This is a genomic window from Actinacidiphila cocklensis (genome assembly GCF_907177275.1).
Taxonomy (GTDB): Bacteria; Actinomycetota; Actinomycetes; order Streptomycetales; family Streptomycetaceae; genus Actinacidiphila; species Actinacidiphila cocklensis.
The window spans coordinates 60,828-81,826 of sequence record NZ_CAJSLV010000035.1 but is presented as its reverse complement, the minus strand read 5'-3'; the positions used below and the strand labels follow the sequence as shown (position 1 = coordinate 81,826).

Sequence of the window (20,999 nt, the reverse complement as noted above, 5' to 3'; positions counted from 1 at the left end):
GTGCTCCTCAATGCTTCACCATGCTTCACCCGTTCGGGTGAAGTCCTGCTGCGGGGCGACTGTAGCGAATCGCGCTCCGCGGCGCGGTGGTCCGGTCGCAACCGGCGGCCTGCCGACCGGATAACCTCCCCGCATGAACGAAAATGTCCGGCTCACCGCGTGGGTGCGGGGCCGGGTGCAGGGCGTGGGCTTCCGATGGTGTACCAGGGCCACCGCGCTGGAGATCGGCGGCCTGTCCGGCTATGCGGGCAACCTCGGCGACGGCCGCGTGCAGGTCGTCGCGGAAGGCGCCCGCGACCAGTGCCAGCAGCTCCTCGACTGGTTGCGGCACGGCGACACGCCCGGCCGCGCCGACGGTGTCACCGAAATCTGGTCCGAGCCGCGCGGTGGATACGACGGATTCGAGATCCGCTGACGCTCCGCGGTCTTCCGAGGCGCCGCGGAAGCGCACCACCTGGGTAGCCGAAGATTTGCGATCCGATCGGTACGACCGGTTGCCATACGACGGATGTCGTGTCAGGCTGCCCCCACGAGGATGATCTCGATGCCACGCGGGCAGCCCGCGGCGCCTTTTGCGCCGTGTTTTCTGAGGCGGACCCGACGACTGGGCTGTGATCGTGTTGACCGTTCTTTTATTTGGTGAGACGCTGGAAGCCCCGCGCAACGTGGCTCCAACGAATGCTCAGCGGCGGTCACGGCATCCAAGCTTGCGCGGGCGCGTACCCCTCACCCACGACCCAAACCGCTTCGGTCGGTCACTCAGCGTGGAGGACCATCCATCATGGCAAAGGCGCTTCTCGGTTACGTCGGCGGTCCCGACCCGCGACTCCTCGCCGAGATGCGAAGGCTGCAGCAGCGTGTTCAGGACCTGGAATCCGAGCTGATCCGGATGCAGGCCCAGAACGACGCGCTGACTGTCGCGTCGCACGAAGAGTCGCTGCTCAGCATCGACGTCGCTCACGCGGAGCCCGTACTCGCCTGATCCGGTGACCCCGCCGGAACAGGTCGTCCAGGACACCGCCTGGGACTGTGCAGCAGCTCACAGGCTGACACCTCAGGAACTGCAGAAACCGCAAGGGACGCTTCGGCGTCCCTTCGTCGTGGCACCCTCCCCCTGAAGACCGGCCCCTCGCCGCTCCTTACCGTCTGATGTGCCCTGCACATTCCATGGTGAAACCGGAGGCGGCTAGTAGAGTCGGCGGGCGTGCATCTCAAGAGCCTCACGCTGCGCGGCTTCAAGTCCTTCGCCTCGGCGACGACGCTGCGCTTCGAACCCGGAATCACCTGCGTCGTCGGCCCCAACGGATCGGGCAAGTCCAATGTGGTCGACGCGCTGTCCTGGGTCATGGGTGAGCAGGGGGCCAAGTCGCTGCGCGGCGGCAAGATGGAGGACGTCATCTTCGCGGGCACCACGGGGCGCCCCCCGCTGGGCCGCGCCGAGGTGTCGCTGACCATCGACAACAGCGACGGCGTACTGCCCATCGAGTACGCCGAGGTCACCATCACGCGGATCATGTTCCGCAACGGCGGCAGCGAGTACCAGATCAACGGCGACACCTGCCGGCTGCTGGACATCCAGGAACTGCTGTCCGACTCCGGCATCGGCCGCGAGATGCACGTCATCGTCGGCCAGGGCCAGCTGGACTCGGTGCTGCACGCCGACCCGATGGGCCGCCGCGCCTTCATCGAGGAGGCCGCCGGCGTCCTGAAGCACCGCAAGCGCAAGGAGAAGGCGCTGCGGAAGCTCGACGCGATGCAGGCCAACCTCGCCCGGGTCACCGACCTCACCGGTGAACTGCGCCGCCAGCTCAAGCCGCTCGGCCGGCAGGCCCAGGTCGCCCGCAGGGCCGCCGTCATCCAGGCCGACCTGCGCGACGCCCGGCTGCGGCTGCTCGCCGACGACCTGGTCACCCTGCGCGAGGCGCTGCGTGCCGAGGTCGCGGACGAGGCGGCGCTCAAGGAGCGCAAGGAGGCCGTCGAGGCGGAACTGGCCGACGCCGTACGGCGCGAGGCCCGCCTGGAGGAGCAGGTGCGCGACCTCACCCCGCGGGTCAACGAGGCCCAGGCCACCTGGTACGCGCTGTCCCAGCTGACCGAACGGGTCCGCGGCACGATCGGTCTGGCCGAGCAGCGGCACCGGCACGCCACGGGCCAGCCCGCGGAGGAGCGGCGCGGCCGCGACCCCGAGGACATGGAGCGCGAGGCCGCCCGCATCCGCGAGCAGGAGGCCGAGCTGACCGAGGCCCTGGACGCCGCGCAGCGCGCGCTGGACGACACCGTCGGCCACCGCTCCGAGCTGGAGCACCGGCTCGCCGAGGAGGAGGGCAGGCTGCGCAGCGCCGCACGGGCCATCGCCGACCGCCGCGAGGGCCTGGCCCGGCTCAGCGGCCAGGTCAACGCCGCCCGCTCCAAGGCATCCTCCGCCGAGGCCGAGATCGGCCGGCTCGCCGCCGCCCGCGACGAGGCCCGCGACCGCGCCGAGTCCGCGCAGGCCGAGTACGAGGAGCTGCGCGCCCAGGTCGAGGGCCTCGACGCCGACGACTCCGAGCTGGAGGCCCGCTTCGAGGCGGCCCGCGCCGACCAGGCGGCGGCGGACGAGGACTTCACCGCGGCCCGCGAGGCCGCCACCGCCGCCGAGCGTCAGAGGGCCGCGGTCGCCGCCCGCCGGGACGCGCTGGCCCCCGCGCTGCGCCGCAAGGACGGCAGCGGCGCACTGCTGGCCGGCGGCACGAACGGCGCAGGCGGCCCGCTCGCCGGAGTGCTCGGCTCCGCGGCGACACTGCTCAGGGTCGCCCCCGGCTACGAGATCCCGGTCGCCGCGGCCCTGGGCGCCGCCGCCGACGCGGTCGCGGTCACCGGCCTGCCGGCCGCCGCCGAGGCCCTGCGGCTGCTCCGCAAGGAGGACGCGGGGCGCGCGGCCCTCCTCCTCGCCGGAGCGCCCGACTTCCTGCCGCGGACCGGCGCCGAGGCGCGGGACATTCCCGAGCCGAGGCCCGACGGCCAGCAGCAGGTCCTGGCATCGGCGGCCGGCCCGGGCGGCGGCGCGGAGCCGCGGGACATTCCCGAGCCGCGGGACAGCGCCAGGCTCAGGGACATTGCCGCGCCGCAGCACATGGCCGAGCCGCAGTCCGGCGGCGCCGCGCAGGAAACCGCGCAGGACACCGCGGCGCTGCCGGGGCTGCCCGAGCAGCGGCAGCGGCCGCTGCCGGCCGGCGCACGTTATGCCGTGGACCTGGTGGGCGCCGGCGAGGAGCTGATGCCGGCGGTCAGGCTGATGCTGCGGGACGTCGTCGTGGTGGAGTCGCTGGAGGACGCCGAGGCCGTCGTCGGCGCGCGTCCCGAGCTGAGCGCCGTGACCGCGGAGGGCGACCTGCTGGCCGCGCACACCGCCGTCGGCGGCAGCGCGAAGGCGCCGAGCCTGCTGGAGGTGCAGGCGCAGGTGGACGAGGCGACCGCGGAGCTGGCCCGCCTCGAAGAGCAGTGCGAGCAGCTGGCGGACCGCCAGCAGGAGGCCAAGGAGCGGCGTTCCGCCGCCGCCAGGACCGTCGACGAGCTGGGCCAGCGGCGCAGGGCCGCGGAGAAGGCCAAGTCCTCCGTCGCCCAGCAGCTCGGCCGGCTCGGCGGCCAGGCCCGCGCCGCGGCGGGCGAGGCGGACCGGGCCGCGACCGCGGTCGGCCGCAGCCAGGAGTCGCTGGCCGCGGCCCGTGAGGAGTTCGAGGAGCTGTCCTACCGGCTGAGCGAGGCTCAGGAGGAGCCGGGCGAGGAGGAGCCCGACACCTCGGTGCGCGACCGGCTCGCGGCCGACGGTGCCAACGCACGGCAGACCGAGATGGAGGCGCGGCTCCAGCTGCGTACCCACGAGGAGCGGGTCAAGGGCCTGGCGGGCCGGGCGGACGGCCTGGACCGGGCCGCCCGCGCCGAGCGGGAGACCAGGGCCAGGGCCGAGCGGCGCAGGCTCCGGCAGGCGTACGAGGCGTCGGTCGCCGCCGCCGTGCTGGACGGGGCGCGCGGGCTGCTGGACTGCGTCCAGGTCTCGCTGGCCAGGGCGGAGGCCGAACGCGTGGCGGCCGAGCAGGCCAGGGCGGAGCGCGAGGCGGAACTCGGCCAGGAGCGCCGCCGCGGCCGGGAGCTGAAGAGCGAACTCGACCGGCTCACCGGCGACGTCCACAAGGGCGAGGTGCTGGGCGCGGAGAAGCGGCTGCGGATCGAGCAGCTGGAGGCCAAGGCGCTGGAGGAGCACGGCATGGAGCCGGCGGGCCTGGTCGCCGAATACGGCCCCGACCAGCCCGTACCGCCGTCGCTGCCGGCCGAGGGCGAGGTCCTGCCCGAGGACCCCGAGGACCCGCGCAACATGCCGCGCCCCTATGTCCGCCCCGAGCAGGAGAAGCGGCTCAAGGCGGCCGAGAAGGCGTACGCCCAGCTCGGCAAGGTCAACCCGCTGGCCCTTGAGGAGTTCGCGGCGCTGGAGGAGCGGCACAAGTTCCTGACCGAGCAGCTGGAGGACCTCCGCAAGACCAGGGCCGACCTGCTCCAGGTGGTCAAGGATGTGGACGAGCGGGTCGAGCAGGTCTTCACCGCCGCCTTCCACGACACCGCCCGGGAGTTCGAGGGGGTCTTCTCCCGGCTCTTCCCCGGCGGCGAGGGTCGGCTCCTCCTCACCGACCCGGACAACATGCTCACCACCGGCGTCGACGTCGAGGCCCGGCCGCCGGGCAAGAAGGTCAAGCGGCTGTCGCTGCTGTCGGGCGGCGAGCGCTCGCTGACCGCGGTGGCGATGCTGGTGTCGATCTTCAAGGCGCGGCCGAGCCCGTTCTACGTGATGGACGAGGTCGAGGCCGCGCTCGACGACACCAACCTGCAGCGGCTGATCCGGATCATGGAGGAGCTGCAGGAGAGCTCCCAGCTGATCGTCATCACCCACCAGAAGCGGACCATGGAGGTCGCCGACGCCCTCTACGGCGTGTCCATGCAAGGCGATGGCGTGTCCAAGGTGATTAGCCAGCGACTCAGGGAAGGCGGCCGTAAGACCGCCTGACCGGCCCCCTTCGAGTAGTGGCCGCCGCCGGGTCGGCCAAAACTGGAAGATCCAGTCCCCATGCGGGGGCTGACCGCCGGGGCGAGGAGCTGATGTGGCGAGAACAGCAGAAGGTGTCTCAGGGACGGGCGAGAAGGCCCCGAGGCCGGAGCATCTGGGCCACATCATCTTCATCACCGCCGCCGCCGCCATGGGCGGCTTCCTTTTCGGCTACGACAGCTCCGTCATCAACGGAGCCGTCGAGGCGATCCGCGACAAGTACAACATCGGGTCCGGCACGCTCGCCCAGGTCATCGCCATCGCCCTGATCGGCTGCGCCATCGGTGCCGCCACCGCGGGCCGGATCGCCGACCGCATCGGCCGGATCCGCTGCATGCAGATCGCCTCGGTGATGTTCACCATCAGCGCCGTCGGCTCCGCCCTGCCCTTCGCCCTGTGGGACCTCGCCTTCTGGCGCATCATCGGCGGCTTCGCCATCGGCATGGCGTCGGTCATCGGCCCGGCATACATTGCCGAGGTCTCGCCGCCCGCCATCCGCGGCCGGCTCGCCTCGTTCCAGCAGGCCGCGATCGTGCTCGGCATCGCGGTGTCGCAGCTGGTGAACTACGCCATCCTGCAGGGCGCAGGCGGCGACCAGCGCGGCGAGATCATCGGCCTTGAGGCCTGGCAGGTCATGCTCGGGGTGATGGTCATCCCCGCTGTGGTCTACGGGCTGCTGTCCTTGACCATCCCCGAGTCGCCGCGCTTCCTGCTCGCGGTCGGCCGGGACTCCGACGCCAGGAAGGTGCTCGCCGAGGTCGAGGGCAAGGGCACCGACCTCGACGCGCGGGTCGACGAGATCCGTACCGCGATGCACCGCGAGCACAAGTCGGTCTTCTCCGACCTGCTGCGCACGCGCTTCAACTTCCTGCCCATCGTCTGGATCGGCATCGGCCTGTCGGTCTTCCAGCAGCTGGTCGGCATCAACGTCGCCTTCTACTACTCCTCGACACTGTGGCAGTCCGTCGGCATCGACCCGTCGAGCTCGTTCCTCTACTCCTTCACCACCTCCATCGTGAACATCATCGGCACGGCGATCGCGATGGTCTTCGTGGACCGGATCGGCCGCCGCCCGCTCGCCCTGATCGGCTCCGGCGGCATGGCCGTCTCGCTCGCCCTGGAAGCGTGGGCCTTCTCCGCCAAGAGCGGCGACACCCTGCCCAACACGCAGGGCACCGTCGCGCTGGTGGCCGCACATGTCTTCGTGCTCTTCTTCGCGCTGTCCTGGGGCGTCGTGGTGTGGGTCTTCCTCGGCGAGATGTTCCCGAACAAGATCCGCGCCGCCGCCCTCGGCGTGGCAGCCTCGGCCCAGTGGATCGCCAACTGGGCGATCACCGCGAGCTTCCCGACCCTCGCGGACTGGGACCTGTCGGGCACCTACCTCATCTACACCTCCTTCGCGGTGCTCTCCATCCCCTTCGTGCTGATCTTCGTGAAGGAGACCAAGGGCAAGAGCCTGGAGGAGATGGGCTAGGCCGGCGCCAGGCCGCGCCGACCTGCCAGACCCCGGGGACGCGCCGCCCGACGACCCGTCTCGGAGTATCGGGCGGGTCCCGCGGCGCGCGTACCCGATACTGGGGGGGTTATGGAAATCGTCATCCTTGTCGTAGTCATCGCCCTGGTCGTGGTCCTCGCGGCCGGCGGGCTGGTGGTGGGCAGCCGCCGCAAGAAGAGGCAGCTGCCGCCGACCGCCCCGCCGAGCGGCCCGAAGACCACCGCGCCCCCCGCGGAACCGCACGTCGGGGACGAGGCCGAGGCCCCGCGGGACGAATCCCGCAGGACCATCGAAGAGGTGCCCCTGCCGGGGGCGACCCTCGCGCCCGAGGCCCTGGAGGAGGTGCAGCTCCCGCCGGCGCCGCCCATCGAGCAGCCGGAACCGACCGCCGGCCGGCTGATCCGGCTGCGCTCCCGGCTGTCCCGTTCGCAGAACACCCTGGGCAAGGGGCTGCTGACGCTGCTGTCCAGGGAGCGCCTGGACGACGACACCTGGGAGGAGATCGAGGACACCCTCATCACCGCCGACGTCGGCGTCACCCCCACCCAGGAGCTGGTCGAGCGGCTGCGCACCCGGGTGCGGGTGCTCGGCACCAGGACGCCCGCGGAGCTGCGCGGGCTGCTCAAGGAGGAACTGCTCACCCTGATCGACCCGGAACTCGACCGGGTGCTGCGCACCGAGAGCCACGAGGAGTCCCCCGCGGTCGTGCTGGTCGTCGGGGTCAACGGCACCGGCAAGACCACCACCACGGGCAAGCTCGCCCGGGTGCTGGTCGCCGACGGCCGCAGCGTCGTGCTCGGCGCCGCCGACACCTTCCGCGCCGCCGCGGCCGACCAGCTGCAGACCTGGGGCGAGCGGGTCGGCGCGCGGACGGTACGCGGCCCCGAGGGCGGCGACCCCGCGTCGATCGCCTTCGACGCGGTCAAGGAGGGCATCGCCGAAGGTGCCGACACCGTGCTGATCGACACCGCGGGCCGGCTGCACACCAAGACCGGCCTGATGGACGAGCTGGGCAAGGTCAAGCGGGTCGTCGAGAAGCACGGCCCGGTGGACGAGGTGCTGCTGGTCCTGGACGCCACCACCGGTCAGAACGGGCTGGTCCAGGCCCGGGTCTTCGCCGAGGTGGTGGACATCACCGGCATCGTGCTGACCAAGCTCGACGGCACCGCCAAGGGCGGCATCGTGATCGCCGTCCAGCGCGAGCTGGGCGTCCCGGTCAAGTTGGTCGGCCTGGGCGAGGGCGCCGACGACCTGGCGCCGTTCGAGCCCGAGGCGTTCGTGGACGCGCTGATCGGCGAGTAGGCCGCAGGCCGCAGGAACGTCAGCAGGAACGTAAGGGGCGCCCGCTCTGGCGGGCGCCCCTTACGCATGTGCCTGGTCCGCTACGCGTAGGCCGCCCGGTCCCGGTGGCAGACGAACGCGAGGGTGCCGAGCAGCAGCCTGGCCTCCGGGGGCTGCGGGGCGCCGCCCGGCAGCGGCTCGCGCAGCCAGCGCACCGGGCCGCGGCCGCCGAGGTCCGACGGGGGAGCGGTGACATGGTCGCCGGGACCCAGGCAGCGCAGGTCCAGCTCCGCGTCGTCCCAGCCCATGCGGTACAGCAGGTGCGGCAGCTCCGCCGCGGCACCCGGCGCGACGAAGAACTGCGCGCGGCCGGCGGGCGTCAGCAGGACCGGGCCCAGCCGCAGCCCCATCCGCTCCAGCCGCACCAGTGCGCGGCGTCCCGGCCCCTCGGCCACCTCGATCACGTCGAAGGACCGTCCGGCGGGCAGCAGCACCGCCGCGCCCGGCACCCGCGCCCACGCCTCGGCGGCGCTCGCAGGGGACGCGCCGGCCGGGATCTCGTCGGCGAAGGGCAGCGGATGCGCGCCCGGCTCCCTGCAGTCGGCGTTCCCGCACGAGCAGGGGCCGCCGCCGCGGGAGACCCGCGCTCCGGGTACGACCGCCCAACCGCAGCGCCCGGCGTAGTCGCCTACCGTGGTGCACACCCCCGCGTGCGTCCGCCGGCGCACGCCGGCACGCATTCCGGGTCGCGCCCCCGCCCGGGGGACCTCCCGTACGCCGTTCCGCTGCTGCCGCGTCTCCTTCATGCTGCCGATCGTGAACACCATGACACCTCCAACGGATCGCCGCCGCGATGGTTACGCGCCCGTCCCTGCTCGTGCGACCGGCATGTGTCAAGTGAATCGCCTGGAGTCGCAACCGAGTTCATTCGATGGGGTGGCGAATGGTGGCGTTTCCCCACACGTGGGCGCCGGACGAGTGAAGGTAGGACTACTTTCAGTTCGTGAGTTCATGGCAGTGAACCGTTCGCAGCCTGTGCATGTGCCACAGGCACCTCCGTCCGGTCCATGGCCACCGGACCGGCCGCCGACACTTTCGGCAACCGGCGGACAGGACCCGACGGACCCTGGTAATCACTGGGGCGAGGGGTCGAGCGAGACCGGGATGGGGGCTTGACCGTGGGCGGCACAGCAGACAGGCAGCCCAATGCGCAGCTGAGTTCGTGGTTCTTGCGCAGCGGCTGGTCCAAGGGCGAGCTGGCCCGTCAGGTCAACCGGAGGGCACGCCAGCTCGGGGCGCACCACGTCAGCACCGACACCTCACGGGTGCGCCGCTGGCTGGACGGCGAGCAGCCGCGCGAGCCGATACCACGCATCCTCTCCGAGCTGTTCTCCGAGCGCTTCGGCTGTGTCGTCCCCGTCGAGGACCTGGGCCTGCGCTCCGCGCACCAGCCGCAGGCCGGCGGCGACGTGGACCTGCCGTGGACCGGCCCGCAGACCGTCGAGATGATCAGCGAGTTCTCCCGCAGCGACCTGATGCTCGGCCGCCGCGGCTTCCTCGGCGCCTCCCTGGTGCTGTCCGCGGGACCCGCGCTCATCGAGCCCATGCAGCGCTGGCTGGTGCCGACCTCGCCGGCCACCCTGGCGCCCCCGGTGCTCACCGCGCCCCGCGACGGCGGCGGGCGGCCGTCCCGGCTGTCCGAGCAGGAGCTGCAACTGCTGGAGTCCACTGCCGAGATGTTCCGCGTGTGGGACAGCCAGTGCGGCGGCGGGCTGCGCCGCAAGGCGGTGGTCGGCCAGCTGCACGAGGTCACCGACCTGCTCCAGGACTCGCACTCCGAGGCCGTCGCGCAGCGCCTCTACCGCGTCACCGCGGACCTCGCGGCGCTGGCCGGCTGGATGAGCTACGACGTGGGGCTCCAGCCCACCGCGCAGAAGTACCTGGTGCTCGCGCTGCACGCGGCCAAGGAGGCGGGCGACCGCCCGCTGGGCGCCTTCATCCTGTCCTCGATGAGCCGGCAGATGATCCACCTCGACCGGCCCGACGACGCCCTGGAGCTGATCCACCTCGCCCAGTACGGCAGCCGCGAGTCGGCGAGCGCCACGACCCAGGCGATGCTGTACGCGCTGGAGGCTCGGGCCTACGCCAACATGGGCCAGGTCAACAAGTGCCACCGGGCGGTCCGCGCCGCCGAGGACACCTTCACCGAGTCCCGCGCCGCCGAGGACCCGAGCTGGATCAACTTCTTCAACGAGGCCGAGCTGCACGCGGAGAACGCCCACTCCTACCGCGACCTGGCCTATGTCGCGGGCCGCAGCCCCGCCTACGCGTCACTGGCCCACCCGGTGATGGAGAAGGCCGTCGAGGGCTTCAGCAACGACCCGGTCCACCAGCGGGCCTATGCGCTCAACCTGGTCGGCCTGGCCAGCGTTCACCTGCTGCAGCGCGAACCCGAGCAGGCCGCGTATTTCACCGACCAGGCCATGACGGTCGCGAAAAGGGTCAGGTCGGAACGGGTCAACACCCGAATCCGGAAAACCACCGGAACCGCGGTCCGCGACTTCGGCGATGTCCCCGACGTCGTCAAGCTCGCCGACCGACTCTCGGTCGAACTGCCCGAGGTGGCGGAGACCGCCTAGCCGAGGGCCGCGAGCCGGGAAGGCCGCTGCCCAGGCGATCTCTTTCCCCACCCGTATACATCTTTCACCGAACCGGAGGACGGTTCATCTCCGCGTAACACACGCGACTTCTTCGTCACGGCGGCGAAACACCCTGCGGCATCGGGTGAAACCCGGCTCAGCCAATCTCATGGCGAAAACCGGCCCACCCCTGCACCGCCCGCTCGGGCCGTTCGGACGACGAGGAGACGCCGATGGCACCAGCCATCTTCACACTGGCCGCAGATGCGCCCAAGCTCGACACCGGCAATACCGCGTTTCTGCTTCTCAGCTCCGCGCTGGTGATGCTGATGACGCCGGGGCTGGCGTTCTTCTACGGCGGCATGGTCCGAGTGAAAAGCGCCCTGAACATGCTGATGATGAGCTTCATCAGCCTGGGGATCATCACCCTGTTGTGGACGGGCTACGGATTCAGCTTCGCCTTCGACAGCGACCACGGCGGATTCATCGGCGGCACCGACTGGCTCGGCCTGCGCGACATCGCTCCCGATGACCTGTGGGGGGCCACCGGGACCCCGATATTCGCCTTCGCCGCCTTCCAGCTGATGTTCGCGATCATCACCCCCGCGCTGATCAGCGGTGCACTCGCCGACCGCGTGAAGTTCGTGGCCTGGTCGGTCTTCATCGCCCTGTGGGCCACGGTGGTCTACTTCCCCGTCGCCCACTGGGTGTGGGGCGGCGGATGGCTGATGAAGAAGGGCGTCATCGACTTCGCCGGCGGTACCGCGGTGCACATCAACGCCGGTGCGGCCGCCCTCGGTGTGATCCTGGTGATCGGCAAGCGGGTCGGCTTCAAGCGCGACCCCATGCGCCCGCACAGCATGCCGTGGGTCATGCTCGGCGCCGGTCTGCTGTGGTTCGGCTGGTTCGGCTTCAACGCCGGCTCGGAGATCACCGCCGACGGTGTCGCCTCCACGGTGTTCATCAACACCCAGATCGCCACCGCCGCCGCCATGATCGGCTGGCTGCTCTACGAGCGGATCAGGCACGGCTCCTTCACCACCCTGGGCGCCGCGTCCGGCGCGGTCGCCGGCCTGGTCGCGATCACCCCGTCCTGCGCCTCGGTCAGCCCGCTGGGCGCCATCGCGGTCGGTGTCATCGCCGGTGTGATCTGCGCCGCCGCGGTGGGTCTGAAGTACCGCTTCAACTACGACGACTCGCTCGACGTGGTCGGCGTCCACATGGTCGGCGGCATCGTCGGCTCGCTGCTCATCGGCCTGCTGGCCACCGGCGGCGTCGGGCAGGACGTCAAGGGCGTCTTCTACGGCGGCGGCTGGCACCAGCTGGGCGTCCAGGCCACCGGTGTCTTCTCCGTACTCGGCTACTCCCTGGTGGTCTCGGCGATCCTCGCCAAGGCGATCGACCTGGTGATGGGCTTCAGGGTCCCCGAGGAGATCGAGGTCAGCGGCATCGACCAGGCCGAGCACGCGGAGACCGCGTACGACTTCTCCGGCATCGGCAGCACAGGACACGCGGCGACCCCGGCGGGTGCGGGCTCCGCGGCGAGCAAGAAGGTGGACGCGTGAAGCTCATCACCGCGGTCGTGAAGCCACACCGCCTGGACGAGATCAAGGAAGCACTGCAGGCCTTCGGGGTCCACGGCCTGACCGTGACCGAGGCCAGCGGCTACGGCAGGCAGCGCGGCCACACCGAGGTCTACCGCGGCGCCGAGTACACCGTCGACCTGGTGCCGAAGATCCGGATCGAGGTCCTGGTCGAGGACTCCGACGCCGACCAGCTCATCGATGTCGTGGTGAAAGCGGCCAGAACCGGCAAAATCGGAGACGGCAAGGTGTGGAGCCTCCCGGTCGACACGGCCGTACGGGTCCGTACCGGCGAGCGCGGACCCGACGCGCTCTGACCCCCAACCCAGCGCTGGAGAACGAGTGACCGACAGCGTCGAAGCGCAGGACGACAGTTACGCGGCGGCCCGGCTGCGCCTTCTCACCGAGGAGGCGCGGTCCGGGCCGCCGCGCCGCGCGGCACTGGCCGCACTCACCGACCGCTGGCTCGGCGGCCTGGCGGCCGACGCCGCCGCGGTGACCGGCACGGGTGGCTGGGCACTGCTCGCCGTCGGCGGCTACGGCCGCGGCGAGCTGTCCCCGCGCAGCGACCTGGACCTGGTGCTGCTGCACGACTCGGAGAAGTCCGTCGGGGCGCTCGCCGACCGGCTCTGGTACCCGGTGTGGGACCTCGGCCTGGCCCTCGACCACTCCGTGCGCACCCCCGACGAGGCACGCAAGGCCGCCGCCGACGACCTCAAGGTCCAGCTCGGCCTGCTCGACGCCCGCCACCTCGCGGGGGACCCCGCCCTCAGCTCCGCGCTGCGCACCGCGGTCCTGGCCGACTGGCGCAACCAGGCGCCCAAGCGGCTGCCCGCGCTGCTCGAACTGTGCCAGGAGCGGGCCGAGCGCCAGGGCGAGCTGTCCTACCTGCTGGAACCCGACCTCAAGGAGGCCCGCGGAGGCCTGCGGGACGCCACCGCGCTGCGGGCCGTCGCCGCGTCCTGGCTGGCCGACGCGCCCCGCGAGGGCCTGGAGGAGGCGCGTACCCGGCTGCTCGACGCCCGTGACGCCCTGCACCTGGTCACCGGGCGGGCCACCGACCGGCTCGCTCTCCAGGAGCAGGACCAGGTCGCCGACGCCCTCGGCCTGCTCGACGCCGACACCCTGCTGCGCCAGGTCTACGAGGCCGCCCGGCGGATCTCCTACGCCTCTGACGTCACCTGGCGCGAGGTCGGCAGGGTGCTGCAGGCCCGCGAGTCCCGGCCGCGCCGCCGGCTGCTCGGCCGCGGCAGAAGCGCCCCGGCCGGCCACGTGCCCGAGCGGGTACCGCTGGCGGAGGGCGTCGTGGAGCAGGAGGGCGAGGCGGTGCTCGCGCTGGCCGCGAAGCCCGACCGCGACCCGGTGCTGCCGCTGCGGGCCGCCGCGGCCGCCGCCCAGGCGGGCCTGCCGCTGTCGCTGCACGCGGTGCGCAGGCTGGCCGCCGCCGCTCGGCCGCTGCCCGTGCCGTGGCCCGCGGAGGCCCGTGAGCAGCTGGTCAGGCTGCTCGGCGCCGGCGAGTCCACCGTCCAGGTGTGGGAGGCGCTGGAGGCCGAAGGCCTGATCACCCGGCTGCTGCCGGACTGGGACCGGGTCCGCTGCCGCCCGCAGCGCAACGCCGTGCACCGCTTCACCGTCGACCGGCACCTCGTCGAGACCGCCGTGCAGGCCGCCGGCCTCACCCGCCGGGTCGGCCGCCCCGACCTGCTGCTGACCGCGGCCCTGCTGCACGACATCGGCAAGGGCTGGCCCGGCGACCACAGCGAGGCCGGCGAGGTCATCGCCCGCGACATGGCCACCAGGATCGGCTTCAGCAGTGCGGACGTCGACACCCTGGCCCTGCTCGTACGCCACCACCTGCTGCTGATCGACACCGCGACCCGGCGCGACCTGGACGACCCGGAGACCGTACGCGCGGTCGCCGGCACCGTACGGGACACCTCCACGCTGGAGCTGCTGGCCGCTCTCACCGAGGCCGACGCCCTTGCCACCGGCCCTGCCGCCTGGAGCACCTGGCGCGCCTCGCTGCTGGCGGAACTGGTCGAGCGGGTCGCCGGGGCGCTGGACACCGGCGCGCTGCCGGAAGCCGCGGAGCGCGACTCCACCGCGGAGGAGGAGCGCCTCGCCGTCGAGGCGGCCCGCACTCGCGGCCCGGTGCTGGCCCTGCACGCCCACGCGGAGCCCGACGGCGAGGGCGACGCCCTGGACGAGGCGCTCGGCGTGGAACTGCTGCTCGCCGTGCCCGACCGGCCCGCGCTGCTCGCCCAGGCCGCCGGCGTCCTGGCGCTGCACCGGCTCGGCGTCAGAGCCGCCGACCTGCGGGCCGTCGACCCGATCGGCGAGGGCCAGGTCGCGCTGCTCAGCTGGCGGGTCTCGGCGGAGTACGGCGCCCTGCCCGAGACCGCCAGGCTGCGGGCCGACCTGGCACGGGCCTTCGAGGGCACCCTCGACATCGAGGCCAGGCTCGCCGAGCGGGAGGCGGCCTACCCCCGGCGGCGCGGTATCACCCCGCCGCCGCCCCGGGTCTCCGTCGCCCCCGGGCACACCTCGCAGACCGCCACGGTGATCGAGGTCCGTGCGCACGACGCCCCCGGCCTGCTGCACCGCATCGGCCTGGCCCTGACCGCGACCGGCGTCACCGTGCGCTCGGCCCGCATCTCCACGCTGGGCGCCAACGCGGTCGACGCCTTCTACGTCGTCGGCAAGGACGGCAACCCGCTGCCGCCGCCCAGAGCCGCGGAGGTGGCCCGACAGGTGGAGGCGGCGCTGCGCTGAGCCGGTCCTGCCCGCCGCATCCGGCGGGCAGGTCCGGCTTCCCGTCCGGACGGATACTCTGGGAGGCGACGTTTCCACTCCCGACCCCGAGGATCTGCGACCACCGTGTTCGACACTCTGTCTGATCGCCTCGCGAATACCTTCAAGACCCTCCGGGGGCGCGGCCGTCTGTCCGAGGCGGACATCGACGCCACCGCGCGCGAGATCCGGATCGCGCTCCTCGAGGCGGACGTGGCGCTGCCCGCCGTGCGCGCCTTCATCGCCAACGTCAAGCAGCGGGCCTCCGGCGCCGAGGTCTCGCAGGCGCTGAACCCCGCACAGCAGGTCATCAAGATCGTCAACGAGGAACTGGTCACCATCCTCGGTGGCGAGACGCGCAGGCTGCGCTTCGCCAAGCAGCCGCCGACCGTGATCATGCTGGCCGGCCTCCAGGGCGCCGGCAAGACCACGCTCGCGGGCAAGCTCGGCAAGTGGCTGCAGGGCCAGGGCCACACCCCGCTGCTGGTCGCCTGCGACCTCCAGCGGCCGAACGCCGTCAACCAGCTCAGCGTCGTCGCCGAGCGCGCGGGCGTCGCGGTCTACGCGCCGGAGCCGGGCAACGGCGTCGGCGACCCGGTCAAGGTCGCCAAGGACTCCATCGACTTCGCCACGTCGCGGCAGTACGACATCGTGATCGTCGACACCGCCGGCCGCCTCGGCGTCGACCAGGAGCTGATGCAGCAGGCCGCGGACATCCGCGACGCCACCCACCCCGACGAGATCCTCTTCGTCGTCGACGCGATGATCGGCCAGGACGCGGTCAACACCGCGGAGGCCTTCCGCGACGGCGTCGGCTTCGACGGCGTGGTGCTCTCCAAGCTCGACGGCGACGCCCGCGGCGGCGCGGCCCTGTCGATCGCGCATGTCACCGGCAAGCAGATCATGTTCGCGTCGAACGGCGAGAAGCTGGACGACTTCGACGCGTTCCACCCGGACCGGATGGCGTCCCGCATCCTGGGCATGGGCGACATGCTGTCGCTGATCGAGAAGGCCGAGCAGACCTTCAGCCAGGCCGAGGCCGAGAAGATGGCGGCCAAGCTGGCGAAGGGTCCCAAGGAGTTCACGCTCGACGACTTCCTGGCCCAGATGGAGCAGGTCCGCAAGATGGGCTCGATCTCCAAGCTGCTCGGCATGCTGCCGGGCATGGGGCAGATCAAGGACCAGATCAACAACCTGGACGAGAGGGACGTCGACCGCACCGCCGCGATCATCAAGTCCATGACCCCGGGCGAGCGTGCCGACCCGCACCTGATCAACGGCTCCCGCAGGGCGCGTATCGCCAAGGGCTCGGGCGTCGAGGTCAGCGCGGTCAAGAGCCTGGTCGAGCGGTTCTTCGAGGCGCGCAAGATGATGTCGCGGATGGCGCAGGGCGGCGGAATGCCCGGAATGCCGGGGATGCCGGGCATGGGTGGCGGTCCCGGCCGGCAGAAGAAGCAGCAGAAGCAGGCCAAGGGCAAGCGGCAGAGCGGCAACCCGATGAAGCGCAAGGCCGACGCCGCCGCGGCCGCGGCCCGCCGCGAGGATCAGCAGGGCCAGGACGCCGGCCAGGGCGGCAGCCCCTTCGGCCTGCCGGGCGGCGGCCAGGACTTCGAACTGCCCGACGAGTTCAAGAAGTTCATGGGCTGACGCGGGGGCGTCCCGACCTCGCGGGATGATGGGCGTATGCGCGTATCGATCAGAGAGCCCAGGTCCAGCGACGTCGAGGCGCACCGCAGTGCGGTGCTGCAGTCGGTGGAGCATCTTGCACCGTGGAATCCGGTGGAGCCCGACGGCCTGCCCGAGCTGCTGCGGCGGCAGGGCGTCGGGCTGCGGACCTTCCTGATCATCAACGACGCGGACGGCGGCATCGTCGGCAAGTGCAACGTCGCCAACATCGTCATGGCCCGCTTCCGCAACGCCGCCCTCGGCTACGACAGTTACGTCCCGTACAACGGCACGGGGCGGATGAGCGAGGGCCTGCGGCTGGTGGTGGACCGCTGCTTCACCGCGGAGCCGGGCGGACTGGGCCTGCACCGGCTGGAGATCAGCGTCCAGCCGGACAACATCCGCTCGGTGGCCATGGCCAAGCGGCTCGGCTTCCGGCACGAGGGCTTCTCACCGCGGATGCTGTTCATCAACGACGCCTGGCGCGACCACGAACGCTTCGCCATGACGGCGGAGGAGTGGCCGGGCCTGTAGCCGGGTACGGACCGCGGCCCGTACCCGGGGCGGGTACGGGCCGCGATCCGTGCGCCGTCAGCCGAGGAGCGGGGCCAGGCCGCCGTCGCGGCGGGCCAGCGCCTCCAGCTCGTCCAGCGCCCGCGCCGCCCGCCCGGCCGCGTCCGGGTCGCGCTCGGCGAGACCGCTGGCGGCGAACTCGTCCTCGTCCAGCCGCAGCACACTGCTGCCGTCGGCCGACACCCACAGGTCCAGATCCAGGTCCTCCGAGGTGAGCGCGCCGTCCGCGACGACGACCGGGCGGGTGATGTCGCAGTACCAGCCCTTGGGCACGCCGCGGGCGTCGCGCACCTCCTTGACCGCGTACCACCGGTCGCGCCAGTAGTGCTCGGTGAACAGGTCGCCGGGTTCGAAGCGCACGAAGCCGAAGTCGCGGACGTGCGGCAGCGACCAGGGCGCCGTCACGGTCACGCGGACGCCGTCGTCGGCGACCACGGTGGCGGGGTAGCTGACCTTCTCGCGCCCGGCCTTGACCAGGCGTACGGACGCCGGGGCGCCGGGCGGCAGGGGAGTGGTGGACATGCCTCCACCCTTGCCGATGCCGCGACCGGCGGCCACCGGGTTTCTCGCCCCGTGCGGGCCGGCCTGACCAGGCCGGGCGCGGGCGGTCAGACGCGGGCGATCAGATAGCGGAAGACGTTCTCCATCCGGACGGTGCCGTCGGGGCGCCGGTAGGGGTGCAGGGCCTCGGCGATCTCCTTCTCCACCTGCTGCTGGTCGGTGGCGGCCACCGCGGGGTCGAACAGGCCGGTCGACAGCAGGCCGCGTACGGCACTGGCCTGGTCCTGGTAGCCGAACGGGCAGGACACCCGCCCTGAACCGTCGGGCCGCAGCCCGGCGCCCCTGGCCAGGTCCTCCAGGTCGTCCCTGCCGCTGAGCCGCGGCGGCGGCACCGCCTGGCCCCGCGGTTCTGCCAGCCGTGCGGCGACCTTCAGCACCCTGGCGGCCGAGCAGCGCTCCGGCGGCCCCCAGCCGGCCAGTACCACCGCGCTGCCAGGACGGGCCGACGCGGCGACCGCGGACAGCGCGGGCCGCAGGACCTCGGCCGGCGTCGCCGGGTCGAGTGCGGTGACGACGCCGTAGCCGCCCGCGCGCAGATCCGCGGGTGCCGGTGCGCCGGTCCGCAAACATGCCTCGGTATCCGTCGTGAGCGCGCCCCGCGGTAATGTGCCGAGCCTTTGCGGTGCGGCCATCCTGTCCGCCGCCAGCCGCAGCCGGTCGGGGTCCTGGTCGTATCCGGTGACGGCCGCGCCCCGTGCCGCCGCGAGCAGCAGCGCAAGTCCCGAGCCGCAGTCCAGGGCGAGGAGTCTGGTGTTGCGGCCGACGTCGAGCCGGTCGTGAACGGTGTCGTAGAGCGGTACGAGCATGCGTTCCTGGATCTCGGCCCAGTCCCGTGCCCGGCCCTGGAGTGCCGTCGCCGGCCTGGATCCGCGATAGAGGGTAGGTGCCATCGAAGCCCCAATCAGCCACGCTTCGCCGTGTTCCCCCGTGGGATGAGTGCCGCTTTCGTCCCCGAGAGCCAGACAACTGCTGTTTGCCCGTGCCGTCCAGGGTCCGGGGGAGCCGTTTTTCACACGTTCCGCGGCCGGTCCCGCGGGCGTAACCGATTCACACTGCGACGGCCTCGCCACGTACCATCGCCTGCATGGCAAAGGCTCCCGTTCTCACCCCCCAGGCGGACGACTTCCCGCGCTGGTACCAGGACCTGATCAACAAGGCAGAACTGGCCGACAACGGCCCGGTCCGCGGCACCATGGTCATCCGACCGTACGGCTACGGCCTGTGGGAGCGGATGCAGCAGGAGATGGACGTACGGATCAAGCAGGCCGGTGCGCAGAACGCGTACTTCCCGCTGTTCATCCCGCAGTCCTTCCTGACCCGGGAGGCCGAGCACGTCGAGGGGTTCGCGCCGGAGCTGGCGGTCGTCACGCACGGCGGCGGCAAGGACCTCGAAGAGCCGGTCGTGGTGCGGCCCACCTCCGAGACGATCATCAACGAGTACTTCTCGAAGTGGGTGCAGAGCTACCGGGACCTGCCGCTGCTGATCAACCAGTGGGCGAACGTGGTGCGGTGGGAGATGCGGCCGCGCATCTTCCTGCGCACCACCGAGTTCCTCTGGCAGGAGGGCCACACCGCGCACGCCACCTACGAGGACGCGCGCGACTACGCGGCGAGGATCCACCGCGATGTCTACGCCGACTTCATGGCCGAGGTGCTGGGCATGGACGTGGTGCTGGGCCGCAAGACGGCCAAGGAGCGCTTCGCCGGGGCGATCAACACCCTCACCCTCGAAGGCATGATGGGCGACGGCAAGGCGCTGCAGCTCGGCACCAGCCACGAGCTCGGCCAGAACTTCGCGAAGGCCTTCCACACGCAGTACCTGTCCGCGGACGGCGAGCAGGAGCACGTCTGGCAGACGTCGTGGGGCAGCAGCACGCGCATGGTCGGCGGGCTGATCATGATGCACGGCGACGACAACGGGCTGCGGGTGCCGCCGCGTCTCGCGCACGTTCAGGTCGTCGTACTGGCGATCAAGGGTGACGACGAGGTCGTGGCCAAGGTGCGGGAGGTCGGCGAGAAGCTGACCGCCGCCGGGCTGCGGGTCGTGGTGGACGACCGCACCGACACCCCGTTCGGCCGCCGCGCGGTCGACTGGGAGCTCAAGGGTGTGCCGGTGCGGATCGAGATCGGCCCGCGCGACCTGGAGGCCGGCACCGCGATGCTGGCGCGGCGCATTCCCGGCGGCAAGACGCCGGTCGCGATCGACAGCCTCGCCGCGCTGCTGCCGACCGTGCTCGAGGAGGACCAGGCGCAGCTGCTGCGGGAGTCCCGCGAGCGCCGGGAATCCCGCACTGTGGACGTCGCGACCATCGAGGAGGCGGTCGAGGCCGCGGCCACCGGCTGGGCGCGCATCCCGTGGGCCGACCTCGGCCCGGTGGGCGAGGAGGAGCTGGCCCAGCAGGGCGTTTCCGTGCGGTGCCTGGTCACCAAGGACGGCGGGGTTCCCGACTCCGACGACGCTCCGGGCACCCTGGCGATCGTCGCGCGGGCCTACTAGCCCGCGCGCGGCGCCCGCCGGCGTCCGCTGACCGAAAACCGATGTACGTAATACGTGGTTCGTCCGACGATGGGGCGGGTGCGCGGGTTCTCCACTGTCCTCCGCACCCGCCCTGCGTCATGCCCATCCACGCCCATCCACGGCGCATCATCCGGAACTGACCGATCAGTGCAAATTAATTGGGCTGGCCCGGAATCGGAACACCGGGAGCGCCCGGCTCGTTGTCACGGCGTGAGCACGACACCACCTGTTCTCGCCGCCGAGCTGGCAGTCGCGTGGGCCGACATTCAACGGCACCACCCCGAGCTGCCCGATCTGGCCGCCCCCGAGTCCCTGATCGGAGAGTCGTCGTCCGCCTGCGGCAACGCACTCTCCTTCGAAAGGCTGCTGCACGAGGCAGTGCACGGGATCGCCGCAGCACGCGGCATCCGTGACACCTCGCGTGCCGGCCGCTACCACAACCGCCGTTTCCTGGCCATTGCAGACGAGATGGGCCTCGACCATGCCGAGGAGCCGCATCCCAGCAGCGGGTTCTCACTCGTGGTGATGCGCCCGGACACCCGCAAGCGATATCGGGTGACCATCGACCGGCTGCAGCGCGCCCTCAAGGCCCACAGCGTGGCCACCACGGCGGACACCGCCAGCTCCTTCCGCGGACCGGCCGCACGCCACGGTTCGTCGGGCGGCGGTGTGCGGGTCAAGGCGGTCTGCGACTGCGGGCGCAATGTGCGCGTCGTGCCGTCCGTGCTGGCCCAGGCGCCCATCATGTGCGGGGCCTGCGGGCAGCCCTTCCGTATCCCGGAGGTCGTGGGCGCCGCCTGAGTGTGGCAGAATGTCCAGC

At 71.9% G+C, this 20,999-nt stretch carries 16 protein-coding genes; 13 read left to right on the top strand and 3 right to left on the bottom strand.

Annotated elements, in window-relative coordinates; translation table 11 throughout:
- The first annotated feature begins 133 nt into the window (after positions 1–133).
- The 5 genes from NFU81_RS05325 (at position 134) to ftsY (ending at position 7,871) form a co-directional block, all read left to right on the top strand.
- A complete protein-coding gene (locus NFU81_RS05325) occupies positions 134–415 on the top strand; it encodes an acylphosphatase (RefSeq protein WP_251485485.1) in 282 nt (93 codons plus the stop codon).
- 366 nt (positions 416–781) lie between these two features.
- Positions 782–982 (top strand): hypothetical protein, encoded by a 201-nt coding sequence (locus NFU81_RS05320; RefSeq protein WP_033173079.1) that lies wholly within the window; start codon positions 782–784, stop codon positions 980–982.
- A 222-nt stretch (positions 983–1,204) separates the two neighbouring features.
- Positions 1,205–5,035, top strand: coding sequence for an AAA family ATPase (locus tag NFU81_RS05315; protein ID WP_251485484.1), 3,831 nt, complete (start codon positions 1,205–1,207; stop codon positions 5,033–5,035).
- 94 nt (positions 5,036–5,129) lie between these two features.
- Entirely contained in the window at positions 5,130–6,548 is a 1,419-nt protein-coding gene (locus NFU81_RS05310) for a sugar porter family MFS transporter (RefSeq protein ID WP_251485483.1), read from the top strand.
- Between the two features lie 111 nt (positions 6,549–6,659).
- Positions 6,660–7,871, top strand: coding sequence for a signal recognition particle-docking protein FtsY (gene ftsY, locus NFU81_RS05305; RefSeq protein ID WP_251485482.1), 1,212 nt, complete (start codon positions 6,660–6,662; stop codon positions 7,869–7,871).
- 80 nt (positions 7,872–7,951) lie between these two features.
- Here ftsY and NFU81_RS05300 read toward each other — a convergent pair whose 3' ends face one another.
- On the bottom strand, positions 7,952–8,677 hold the full coding sequence (locus NFU81_RS05300) for a bifunctional DNA primase/polymerase (protein ID WP_422665147.1): 726 nt from the start codon (positions 8,675–8,677) through the stop codon (positions 7,952–7,954).
- Between the two features lie 351 nt (positions 8,678–9,028).
- Here NFU81_RS05300 and nsdA point away from each other — a divergent pair, with 351 nt between their 5' ends.
- From nsdA to NFU81_RS05270, 6 genes are all read left to right on the top strand, one after another.
- Complete coding sequence (nsdA, locus tag NFU81_RS05295) at positions 9,029–10,489, top strand: transcriptional repressor NsdA (protein ID WP_251485479.1); 1,461 nt, start codon at positions 9,029–9,031, stop codon at positions 10,487–10,489.
- Positions 10,490–10,722: 233 nt separating this feature from the next.
- A complete protein-coding gene (locus tag NFU81_RS05290; protein ID WP_251485476.1) occupies positions 10,723–12,054 on the top strand; it encodes an ammonium transporter in 1,332 nt (443 codons plus the stop codon).
- Entirely contained in the window at positions 12,051–12,389 is a 339-nt protein-coding gene (locus tag NFU81_RS05285) for a P-II family nitrogen regulator (RefSeq protein ID WP_033173073.1), read from the top strand. Before NFU81_RS05290 ends, NFU81_RS05285 begins: the two co-directional genes overlap by 4 nt.
- A 25-nt stretch (positions 12,390–12,414) precedes the next feature.
- Positions 12,415–14,844 carry a [protein-PII] uridylyltransferase gene (locus NFU81_RS05280; protein WP_251485473.1) on the top strand — a complete coding sequence of 810 codons (2,430 nt, stop codon included), beginning with the start codon at positions 12,415–12,417 and terminating at the stop codon, positions 14,842–14,844.
- 105 nt (positions 14,845–14,949) lie between these two features.
- On the top strand, positions 14,950–16,509 hold the full coding sequence (gene ffh / locus NFU81_RS05275; RefSeq protein ID WP_251485469.1) for a signal recognition particle protein: 1,560 nt from the start codon (positions 14,950–14,952) through the stop codon (positions 16,507–16,509).
- 36 nt (positions 16,510–16,545) lie between these two features.
- Positions 16,546–17,061, top strand: coding sequence for a GNAT family N-acetyltransferase (locus NFU81_RS05270; protein WP_251485466.1), 516 nt, complete (start codon positions 16,546–16,548; stop codon positions 17,059–17,061).
- Positions 17,062–17,118: 57 nt separating this feature from the next.
- Here the strand turns inward: NFU81_RS05270 and NFU81_RS05265 are convergent, their stop codons facing one another.
- Together NFU81_RS05265 and NFU81_RS05260 are read right to left on the bottom strand one after the other, a co-directional pair.
- Positions 17,119–17,622 (bottom strand): ribonuclease FAU-1 family protein, encoded by a 504-nt coding sequence (locus NFU81_RS05265; protein ID WP_251485463.1) that lies wholly within the window; start codon positions 17,620–17,622, stop codon positions 17,119–17,121.
- A gap of 86 nt (positions 17,623–17,708) precedes the next feature.
- Positions 17,709–18,551, bottom strand: a complete 843-nt coding sequence (locus tag NFU81_RS05260) for an SAM-dependent methyltransferase (protein ID WP_251485461.1) — start codon at positions 18,549–18,551, stop codon at positions 17,709–17,711.
- A 194-nt stretch (positions 18,552–18,745) separates the two neighbouring features.
- On the opposite strand from NFU81_RS05260, the gene proS reads away from it, so the two are divergent.
- On the top strand, positions 18,746–20,158 hold the full coding sequence (proS, locus tag NFU81_RS05255; RefSeq protein WP_251485460.1) for a proline--tRNA ligase: 1,413 nt from the start codon (positions 18,746–18,748) through the stop codon (positions 20,156–20,158).
- A 231-nt stretch (positions 20,159–20,389) separates the two neighbouring features.
- The gene (locus NFU81_RS05250) at positions 20,390–20,980 is read left to right on the top strand and encodes a hypothetical protein (RefSeq protein ID WP_251485459.1); all 591 of its coding nucleotides are present in this window, start codon (positions 20,390–20,392) and stop codon (positions 20,978–20,980) included.
- The last annotated feature ends 19 nt before the right edge of the window (positions 20,981–20,999 follow it).